Annotated in this window: 9 protein-coding genes; 7 read left to right on the forward strand and 2 right to left on the reverse strand. The window is 72.2% G+C overall.

Going from position 1 to position 8,434, the window contains the following annotated elements:
• Positions 1–212: 212 nt before the first annotated feature.
• The 5 genes from ACFU5G_RS27460 to ACFU5G_RS27480 all read left to right on the forward strand — a co-directional run bounded on the left by ACFU5G_RS27460 (position 213) and on the right by ACFU5G_RS27480 (position 4,190).
• Positions 213–626 carry a nuclear transport factor 2 family protein gene (locus ACFU5G_RS27460; protein WP_377251850.1) on the forward strand — a complete coding sequence of 138 codons (414 nt, stop codon included), beginning with the start codon at positions 213–215 and terminating at the stop codon, positions 624–626.
• Positions 627–648: 22 nt separating this feature from the next.
• Complete coding sequence (locus ACFU5G_RS27465) at positions 649–1,119, forward strand: nuclear transport factor 2 family protein (RefSeq protein WP_377251852.1); 471 nt, start codon at positions 649–651, stop codon at positions 1,117–1,119.
• Between the two features lie 38 nt (positions 1,120–1,157).
• Positions 1,158–2,393, forward strand: coding sequence for an epoxide hydrolase family protein (locus ACFU5G_RS27470; protein WP_377251854.1), 1,236 nt, complete (start codon positions 1,158–1,160; stop codon positions 2,391–2,393).
• Positions 2,394–2,472: 79 nt separating this feature from the next.
• Positions 2,473–3,081, forward strand: coding sequence for a TetR/AcrR family transcriptional regulator (locus tag ACFU5G_RS27475; RefSeq protein ID WP_377251856.1), 609 nt, complete (start codon positions 2,473–2,475; stop codon positions 3,079–3,081).
• Entirely contained in the window at positions 3,078–4,190 is a 1,113-nt protein-coding gene (locus ACFU5G_RS27480; RefSeq protein ID WP_377251858.1) for an FAD-dependent monooxygenase, read from the forward strand. Before ACFU5G_RS27475 ends, ACFU5G_RS27480 begins: the two co-directional genes overlap by 4 nt.
• A gap of 9 nt (positions 4,191–4,199) precedes the next feature.
• Here ACFU5G_RS27480 and ACFU5G_RS27485 read toward each other — a convergent pair whose 3' ends face one another.
• The gene (locus ACFU5G_RS27485) at positions 4,200–4,937 is read right to left on the reverse strand and encodes an SDR family oxidoreductase (protein ID WP_377251860.1); all 738 of its coding nucleotides are present in this window, start codon (positions 4,935–4,937) and stop codon (positions 4,200–4,202) included.
• Between the two features lie 100 nt (positions 4,938–5,037).
• Between ACFU5G_RS27485 and ACFU5G_RS27490 the strand changes: the two genes are divergently transcribed.
• Complete coding sequence (locus tag ACFU5G_RS27490; RefSeq protein WP_377251862.1) at positions 5,038–5,865, forward strand: helix-turn-helix transcriptional regulator; 828 nt, start codon at positions 5,038–5,040, stop codon at positions 5,863–5,865.
• A 115-nt stretch (positions 5,866–5,980) separates the two neighbouring features.
• Positions 5,981–7,294 (forward strand): Na+/H+ antiporter NhaA, encoded by a 1,314-nt coding sequence (nhaA, locus tag ACFU5G_RS27495; protein WP_377251864.1) that lies wholly within the window; start codon positions 5,981–5,983, stop codon positions 7,292–7,294.
• 27 nt (positions 7,295–7,321) lie between these two features.
• Here the strand turns inward: nhaA and ACFU5G_RS27500 are convergent, their stop codons facing one another.
• The gene (locus ACFU5G_RS27500) at positions 7,322–8,158 is read right to left on the reverse strand and encodes an SPFH domain-containing protein (protein WP_377251866.1); all 837 of its coding nucleotides are present in this window, start codon (positions 8,156–8,158) and stop codon (positions 7,322–7,324) included.
• Positions 8,159–8,434 lie beyond the last annotated feature (276 nt).

An 8,434-nucleotide genomic window follows, 5' to 3' on the forward strand; every position in this document is an offset into this window, starting at 1 on the left:
CTCTGAGCCAGCTCAGAGCGAAGAAACTTAGGCCTCGAACGCGTCTGCGGCAGCGGGGTGGTCGGCTTGGCGACGGGCTGGGCGGGCTGGGCGGACGGCCTGACGGACGGCCTGACGGACGGCCTGGCGGGCGGGTGGCAAGGATTGGACTTGTGGGTCCAATTTATGGGGCGCACAGTGGACCGCACAGTCCAGTTGAGGAGAGAAGCCCCATGTCCAGCAGCACCAGCACCACCACCCGCACGGAGCAGGAGGCGGGTAACGACGCCCTCGTGCGCGAGTTCGTCGACGCCTTCGAGAAGAAGGACGCCGCCCTGCTCGGGTCCTACCTCGCCGACGACATCGTCTTCGAGAACTACGGCGACCCCGAGATCCGTGGCCGCGCCGGCCTCGTCGCGATGTGGGCGGGAGTGTTCCGCAACTTCGCCGGCGTCCGCTTCGAGACGCTCCACCAGGCCGTCGACGGCGACGTCGTCATCGCCGAGCAGGTGCACGGCCTGGCCCTGGCGGGCGGGACGCTCGCCCCGATCAGGAACCTCGCGGTCTACGAGATCCGCGACGGCAAGATCGCCGCCTGGCGCGACTACACCAACCCGCTGGAGGCCAAGCGCCTCCTGGGCCTCTGATCCGGCACGGAAGGGCAGACCCATGAGAGACCTGGAGACCCTGGACGCGATCGAGGACATCCGCCGCCTCGAGGCCCGCTACGCCCGCTATGCCGACGAGAAGCGCTGGCAGGACCTCGCCGGCCTGTTCGCCGACGACGGCTGGTTCCGCTCCCTCGACGTGGACGGCAACGAGATCGTGCACATGACGGGCCCCGCCGACATCGCGGAGCAGCTCGGCGCGCGCAACTCCGGCGACGTGCAGCCGATCCACCAGCTGCTCACCCACGAGATCGACGTCGAGTCCGCCGACACCGCCTCGGCGGTCTGGGCGATGGCGGACCTCATCTTCCGGGGCGAGAGCGCCGTCCCGGCGCCATCCCCGGGAGACACCCTGCCGCCGTTCCGCACCATGCGCGGCTGGGGCCACTACCACGTCACCTATCGCAGGGTCGGCGGCCGGTGGCTCATCGCCACCCGCACCCAGACCCGCACCCGGCTGGAGTTCGCATGACGAGCTCGCCGGCCCCCGACCCCCGAAGGAGCAGCACCATGTCCGCCACCGAGAACACCGACCTCGAGCGCCATCGGTTCAGCGTCTCGATCCCCCAGGAGACGATCGACGACCTCAAGGACCGCCTGCGCGACACGCGCTGGCCCGCCGACATCGACGAGAGCGACGGCTACTACGGCACCAGCCAGGAGTACCTGAAGGAGCTCGTCGCGTACTGGCTCGACGAGTTCGACTGGCGGGCGGCCGAGCGCGCGCTGAACGAGGCGAACCAGTACCGCGTCACGGTCGACGGCACGCCGATCCACTTCGTGAAGGAGGACGGCGTGGGGCCGGCGCCGATCCCGCTGGTCATGAGCCACGGCTGGCCCTGGAGCTACCGCGAGTGGTCCAAGGTGATCGGGCCGCTCACCGACCCCGCGGCACATGGCGGCGACCCGGCCGACGCGTTCGACGTCATCGTGCCCTCGCTGGCGGGCTTCGGGTTCTCGACCCCGGCGGGCCGCCCGGACATGAACTTCTGGAAGATGGCGGAGCTCTGGCACAAGCTGATGACCGAGCACCTCGGCCACGAGAAGTACGCCGCCGCCGGAGCCGACTACGGCGCCCTGGTCACGAGCCAGCTCGGCCACAAGTACGCGAAGGACCTGTACGGCATCTGGCTCGGCCACGCGATCCACCTCGACCTGTTCCAGGGTGAGCGGCCGTGGGACCTGACGGGCGGCGCGAAGGTGCCGGCCGGCGCGTCCGACGAGGTGCGGGACGGCATCCTCACCTTCCAGGACCGGTACGCGTCGCACGTCGCGGTACACATCCTCGACAACCAGAACCTCGCCTACGGGCTCGCCGACTCGCCCGTCGGGATGCTGTCCTGGATCCTGCGCCGGTGGACCAAGTGGAGCGAGTCCAACGGCGACGTCGAGAGCGTGTTCCCCCGCGAGCACCTGATCACGAACGCGACGATCTGGTGGGTCACGAACTCGATCACCAGCTCGATCCGCTCCTACGTCAACGCGAACCGGTACCCGTGGACGCCGTCGCACGACCGCACCCCGATCATCGAGGCGCCCACCGGGCTCACCTTCCTCGGCAACGAGAACCCGCCCGGGGTGAGCACCGCGCAGCGGGTCCAGGCGTTCCTGGACGACCCCGCCGAGAAGCCCTGGTACAACCCGACCTACCTGAAGGCGCACGAGCACGGCGGGCACTTCACGCCGTGGGAGAACCCCGAGGCGGTCGTCGAGGACATCCGCGCGACGTTCCGGCCGCTCCGCTGAGCGCGGACGCCACGGTCCGCTGCCCGGACAGGGCTGGACCGTGGCGTCCAGTTGTCCCCGATCCCACTAGCCTGAGGACATGACCATGCGGACGACGGCGAGGGGCGCCGCCACGAGGGAGCGTCTGGTCTCGGGCGCCGCGCTGCTGATGCGCGAGCAGGGCGCGGCGGAGACCAACCTGGACCAGGTGCTGCGGGCGACGTCGACGAGCAAGAGCCAGCTCTTCCACTACTTCCCGGACGGCCGTGCCGGGCTGCTGGTGGCGGTGACGAGCTACGAGGCGGAACAGGTCATGGAGGCCCAGCGCCCCTACCTCGACGACCTGTCGACACCGGAGAGCTGGCGCGCGTGGCGCGCCGCCGTCCTGCGGCACTACGTCGAGCTCGGCGAGCGGTGCCCCATGGGGTCGCTGACCTCCGAGCTGGGCAGCTCCTCCCCGGAGGCCCGCAACATCGTCGACGACCTCTACGACCGCTGGGAGGGAGCGCTGATGGCCGGCGTCCAGGCCCTGATCGTGACCGGGGCCGCACGGCCCGACCTGCCGGTGCGCGACACGGCCCGGAGCATCCTCACCGCCGTCCAGGGCGGGGTCGTGCTGCTGCGCGCCACCGGGCGCCTCTCCTACCTGGAGACCACGCTGGACACGACGCTCGAGCCGCTGCTCGGCGCCCCGGCGGCCGCCGCGTGAGCGCGCGTCGTCCCGCTCTCGACGGCCGGCGGGTTCTCGTGGTGGGCGCGGGCGTCGCCGGGCTCGCCGTCGCGCGGGCCCTGCGCGGGTCGGGCGCGGGGGTCGAGGTGGTCGACCGGGCCGCCGCCCCGGCCGTGGGCGGGGCGGGCATCTTCCTGCCCGCCAACGCCGTCCGCGGGCTGCGCCTGCTGGGCCTCGAGGACGCCGTCCTGGGCTCGGCCGTGCCGATCGCTCGCCAGGAGGTGGCGGACCACCGCGGCCGCGTGCTGTACGAGGTGGGCACGGACAGCGTGTGGCAGGGCATCGCGCCGACCGTCGCGACCCACCGCGCGGCGCTTCACGCCGCGCTGCTCGACGGGGCCGGGCACGTCGAGATCCGCTGGGGCGTCGGCCCGGGGTCGATCGTGCCGGACGGGCCGGAGGCCGACGTGACCTTCGACGACGGCACCTCCGGCCGCTACGACCTGGTCGTCGGTGCCGACGGCGCGCACTCGACGGTGCGCCGCCTCGTGTTCGGGGACGCCGGGCTGCGGCCCTCGGGGCTGCACGCGTGGCGGCTCCTCGGCCCGCGCGGGGACACCGAGGCGGTGTGGTCGGTCCGGCTCGGCCGCGGGGTCACGTTCCTGACCTTCCCGATCGGCCCGGACCTGGTCTACCACTACGTGGACGTGAGTGCGGACGACGCCGACGCCGGCCTGGACGGGCTCGTCGCCCGGTTCGGCGCACCCGTCGCGGAGCTGGTCGCCGCGGCGACCGTGGCGCACAGCGGGCCGATCGAGGAGGTCTCCCTCGCCCCGTGGAGCCGGGGGCCGGTGCTGCTGGTCGGCGACGCGGCCCACGCGACGACGCCCAGCATGGCGCAGGGCGCGGCGATGGCCTTCGAGGACGCCCTGGTGCTGGCGGACGTCCTGGGCCGGGCCGCCTCGGTGCCCGACGCCCTGCGGGAGTACGAGGAGCGCCGGCGGCCGCGCGTCGAGCAGGTCCAGGAGCAGACCCGCCGCCGCGACCGGACGCGCGGCCTGCACCCCGCCGCGCGCAACGGGCTGCTGCGCGTGGCGGGCGAGCGGCTGTTCCGCGCGAACTACCGGGGCATGCACGCGGTCCCCTGACCGGCGGCCCTAGCGCTGTGCCGCCGGGCGGACGACGATCTCGTTCACGTCGACGTCCGCGGGCTGGGCCATGGCGAACGAGATCGCCCGGGCGATCGCGTCCGCCGGGATGAGGTTGCGGCGGAACGACCTCATGTAGGTCTGCGCCTCCGGGTCGGAGATGTGCTCGGCGAGCTCGCTCTCGACCGTCCCGGGCGTGATCGTGGTGGCCCGGATGCTCGGGTCGGACTCCATGCGCAGCCCCTCGGTGATCGCCCAGGCCGCGAACTTCGTGGCCGAGTACACCGCCGACGTCGGGTAGACCTCGTGCGCCCCGACCGACGCGACCGTCACGACGTGCCCGCCGCCCTGCCGCCGGAAGTGCGGGAGCACCGCGGCGATGCCGTGCAGCAGGCCGCGCACGTTGACGTCGATCATGCGGTCCCACTCGTCCAGCAGGAGCGCGTCGAGCCGGGACAGCGGCATGACGCCGGCGTTGTTCACGATGACGTCGATGCGGCCGTGCTCGCGCACCACGGCATCGACGGCGGTGCGCACGCCGTCGGCGTCGGTCACGTCCAGGGGCAGGGCGCTCGCTCGTCCGCCGTCCGCACGGATGCGCTCGGTGACCGCCGCCAGGCGGTCCGTGCGGCGGGCGCCGAGCACCACGACGTGGCCCTCCGCGGCGAGCCGCACGGCGGTGGCCTCGCCGATGCCGCTGCTCGCACCGGTCACCAGCACGGTCTTGGGTGTGTTGGTCGTTGTCATGGCTCCAGGCTCGGACACCGCCCAGGTCCCAGGAAGGGCGCCGTCCACCTGGGTGCGGCACACCCTGGATAGGGGAAGGCGCGCGTCGTACCGTCTGGGCATGACCTCCTCCCCGCTCGGCGACTACCTGCGCGGCCGGCGCGACCGGCTCACGCCCGAGGCGCTCGGGCTGCCGGTCTACGGTCGACGCCGCGTGGCCGGGCTGCGCCGCGAGGAGGTGGCGATGCTGACCGGGGTGAGCGTGGACTACTACGTGCGCCTGGAGCAGGGGCGCGAGACGAGCCCGTCGCCGCAGGTGCTCGACTCCCTGGGCGAGGTGCTCCGCCTGGACGACGACGGCCGGCAGCACCTCTACCGCCTCGCCGGCCTGAGCCCCCGGCCGGTGCCGCCCGCGCCGTCCGAGGAGGCGGACGACGCCCTCCTGGAGCTCATGCTCTCGTGGACCGGCAGCCCCGCGCTCGTCTTCGGGCGCGCCTTCGACGTGCTGGCGAGCAACCCGCTCGCCGAGGCGCTCTTCGGCGGTTTCCCGTTCTCGCGGAACCTGACGCGGGCGACCTTCCTCGACCCCCGCGCGCGCACCTTCTACCCGGACTGGCACCTCGTCGCGGAGAACACCGTGGCCGGGCTCCGGCTCGCCGACGGGCGCACGCCCGGGGACCCGCGGATCCGCGCGGTGGTCGACGAGCTGCGCGTCAAGAGTCCCGAGTTCGCGGAGCTGTGGGACCGCAACGACGCCCGGGGCAAGCGGCTGGACACCAAGCGGTTCGCGCACCCCGAGGTGGGGCACCTGGAGCTGCGGGTGCACGTCTTCGACGTGCGGGGCGCGGCGGGCCAGGAGCTGGTCGTGTACCACGCGGCGGCCGGATCGCCGTCGGCGGAGGGGCTGGCGCTGCTCGGCACCCTGGCCGCGACGCGGGCGATCGGCTGACGCCGTCGGCGTCTTCTATCCTTGACCCGTGGCAGACCGGATCCCTACGGGAGTACCCACCCGACCAGGACCCAGGCCTCGGGTCGACATCCCGTATCCGCGTCTCTCCCCGGGGTTGCGCAGCTACTTCGCGACCGAGGGCGGGGGTGCGACGCTGCTGCTCGCGGCGTCGGCGATCGCGCTGGTCTGGGCGAACATGGCGGGCGGCTCGTACGAGGCCCTGTGGGACACACCGATCAACCTCACGGTCGGCACGTGGGAGCTGCACCTGTCGCTGCACCACTGGGTCAACGACTTCCTCATGGCCGTGTTCTTCCTGGTGGTGGGCGTCGAGGTCAACCGGGAGCTGACGGTCGGCGAGCTGCGCAGCTTCCGTGCCGCGTCCGTGCCGCTGTTCGGTGCGATCGGCGGGCTGGTGGTCCCGATCGGGATGTACCTGCTGATCAACCCGTCCGGGCCCGACGCCGCCGGCTGGGGCCTGCCGATGTCCACCGACACGGCGTTCGTGATCGGCGTGCTCGCCCTGGTCGGGCCCCGCTGCCCGGACCAGCTGCGGATCTTCCTGCTGACGCTGGCGATCTTCGACGACATCGGCGCCATCGCCCTGCTCGGCATCTTCTACTCCGACGCGCTCATGGTCGGGGCGCTGGTGCTCGCGGCCGTGCTCGCCGTCGTCCTGTTCGCCATGCGCTGGATCGGCATCTGGCAGATCGCGCCGTACCTGATCGTGGGCGCGGTCCTGTGGGTCGTCGTGCTGGAGTCCGGGCTGCACCCCACCCTCGCGGGCGTGGTGGTGGGCCTCGCGGTGCCCACGGCCCGGCGTGGGAACGACGACGAGGCGCGCCTCCACTTCGGCTTCTACGGGCGTGCCCTCATGGAGGAGCTGGACCCTGCCCGCTCCCGTCTCGCGGTGCGGGCCGCGCAGTCGGCGGTGCCGACCAGCGACCGCCTGCTCGATGCGCTGCACCCCCTGAGCTCGTACGTGGTGGTGCCGGTGTTCGGCCTGGCCAACGCGGGTGTGGTGCTGTCCGGCGAGTCGATCAGCGCCGCCGTCTCGAGCCCCGTCACGCTCGGCGTGCTGGTGGGCCTGGTGCTCGGCAAGGGGATAGGTGTCTTCGCGGGGGCGATGATCGCGCTGGTCACCGGGCTGGGGACGCTGCCGGGCCGGGTGCGCTACGGGCACCTCGCGGGCGGCGCGTTCCTGTGCGGCATCGGCTTCACCATCGCGCTGTTCGTCAGCGAGCTCGCGTTCGACGACGAGGCGCTGATCAACGAGGCCAAGGTCGGCATCCTGGTGGGCTCGATCCTGTCCGGCGTGATCGGTGCCGTGATCCTGCGGTACTTCGGCGACCGGCTGCCCCTGTGCTCGCCCAACGAGGCCACGGGCCCGCCGCCGCTGCCCGAGGGGGCGTGGCGCCCGCCGGCGTGAGGCCGGGCGTCGCCTGCGCTCCGGGTGCTACCCCTGCCCGTGCGCCGGGGTGGCGTCGTCGTCGGCGCGGCCGGCCGGTGCTTTCGCCGCCGCGGCCGACTCCTCGCGGGCCAGGAAGTTGCCGAGCTCGCCGATGGTGCTCATCAGCGGCGCGGGGAACACGACCGTGGTATTCCGGTCGACGCCGAGCTCGACCAGCGTCTGCAGGTTGCGCAGCTGCAACGCCAGCGGGTGCACCATCATGATGTCGGAGGCGTCGCCCAGCCTCGTGGCGGCGAGCTGCTCGCCCTCGGCGTTGATGATCTTCGCGCGCTTCTCCCGCTCGGCCTCGGCCTGACGTGCCATGGCGCGTTTCATGGTCTCGGGCAGCTGGATGTCCCGGAGCTCGACCAGCGTGATCCGGAGGCCCCACCCGGTGGTCGTGCGGTCGAGGATCAGGCGGATGGCGTCGTTGATCCGGTCGGTCTCCGCCAGGATCTCGTCCAGCGCGTGCTGCCCGACGACGTTCCGCAGCGTGGTCTGGGCGATCTGGTTGATGGCCGCGGTGACGTTCTCGATCTCGATCACGGACTTCACGGCGTCGACCACCCGGAAGTAGGCGACGGCGGCCACGTCGACGCTGACGTTGTCCTTGGTGATGATGCCCTGGGACTGGATCGGCATCGTGACGATCCGCAAGGAGATCCGGTGCAGCACGTCGACCACCGGGATGATGACCCGAAGGCCCGGCTCGCGGGTGCCCTTGAGCCGGCCGAACCGGAAGAGCACGCCCTTCTCGTACTGCTTGACGATCTTGATCGCCATCGCGAGGCCGATCACGACGAGGACGCCGATCACGATCAGGATCCAGGCCCAGGTGCTCATCAGGATGCTCCGCGGAGTCCTCGCCAGGAGCAGTCAGCCGGCGGGGCGGCGTTCGACGTCGTCATGACGCCTACCTCTCAAGAAGGTTCAGGACCAGTCCCGGGCAGAGGCGTCCCGGGCTCGTCCACTCCTCACGATACTCCGGCGGCGAGTCGGTGCGGCCGGGGGTTTTGGGGCTGGCCGGGTGCGTCGCGGGCGTCGTGCGGGCGGCGCGTTCCGCCGTCGGCCAGCTCTCCTTTGAGGCCTAAGTTTCTTCGCTTTGACACTCGTCAAAGC

Source organism: Promicromonospora sp. NPDC057488 (assembly GCF_042802395.1).
Lineage (GTDB): Bacteria > Actinomycetota > Actinomycetes > Actinomycetales > Cellulomonadaceae > Promicromonospora.

Coding starts and splice junctions, on each gene's coding strand:
- ACFU5G_RS27460 (WP_377251850.1), top strand. CDS start 213: ATGTCCAGCAGCACCAGCACCACCACCCGCACGGAGCAGGAGGCGGGT.
- ACFU5G_RS27465 (WP_377251852.1), top strand. CDS start 649: ATGAGAGACCTGGAGACCCTGGACGCGATCGAGGACATCCGCCGCCTC.
- ACFU5G_RS27470 (WP_377251854.1), top strand. CDS start 1,158: ATGTCCGCCACCGAGAACACCGACCTCGAGCGCCATCGGTTCAGCGTC.
- ACFU5G_RS27475 (WP_377251856.1), top strand. CDS start 2,473: ATGACCATGCGGACGACGGCGAGGGGCGCCGCCACGAGGGAGCGTCTG.
- ACFU5G_RS27485 (WP_377251860.1), bottom strand. CDS start 4,937: ATGACAACGACCAACACACCCAAGACCGTGCTGGTGACCGGTGCGAGC.
- ACFU5G_RS27490 (WP_377251862.1), top strand. CDS start 5,038: ATGACCTCCTCCCCGCTCGGCGACTACCTGCGCGGCCGGCGCGACCGG.
- ACFU5G_RS27500 (WP_377251866.1), bottom strand. CDS start 8,158: ATGAGCACCTGGGCCTGGATCCTGATCGTGATCGGCGTCCTCGTCGTG.